This window comes from Vibrio sp. 1078-1 (assembly GCF_033340475.1).
In genome coordinates, this window is the sequence record NZ_JAWOWM010000839.1 from 1 (window position 1) to 529 (window position 529).

Consider the following 529-nt stretch of genomic DNA (forward strand, 5'->3'; position numbering starts at 1 on the left):
TGACGCTATGATCAGGGTGAATATTGTAACGAACTTGATAACCGTTATCGCCCGTTACTTCTGAGCCCGACACAGCTTGAGTTAAGCTCGGATCCGTTCCATCTACGCTAACGCTGACATCCGACCAACCCTCAAAGGCACGAACAGGCAAGGCAGAACCCGCTTTTTCAGTACGAATGGTTTTCCACAAATCCGCAATCAATACGTCAGTTGCATAGCCGCTGCCAGTGTTTTTCACCTCAATGTCGTAACCAATAGTGTCGCCCGGATGGTAGATAGCCGCTGGATCGCTAGTGATTTTCGTGACGGCCAAATTGCCCGGTTCAGGAACGATCACTCTTTCGCGTAAGTTATACGTCACATAGCGCGAGCCACTGCTTAACTTCCCTTGCAACTGGTTGGTAAACTCGCCAACCGCGTCGTCACGCACGTGCCCTACCACCTCAATGAGAACCTCGGTATAGGTGTCATCTGGCGCTTTGCCACCCATCTGTATGGTGGTGTCGATGTCGGTATTATCCGCAATGAG

The 529-nt window shown here is 50.9% G+C and carries 1 protein-coding gene; it reads right to left on the reverse strand.

Annotated elements, in window-relative coordinates; all coding sequences use genetic code 11:
- Positions 1-529 (reverse strand): hypothetical protein (locus R7190_RS30375; RefSeq protein WP_318138276.1); only part of this gene is annotated, 529 nt, incomplete at both ends.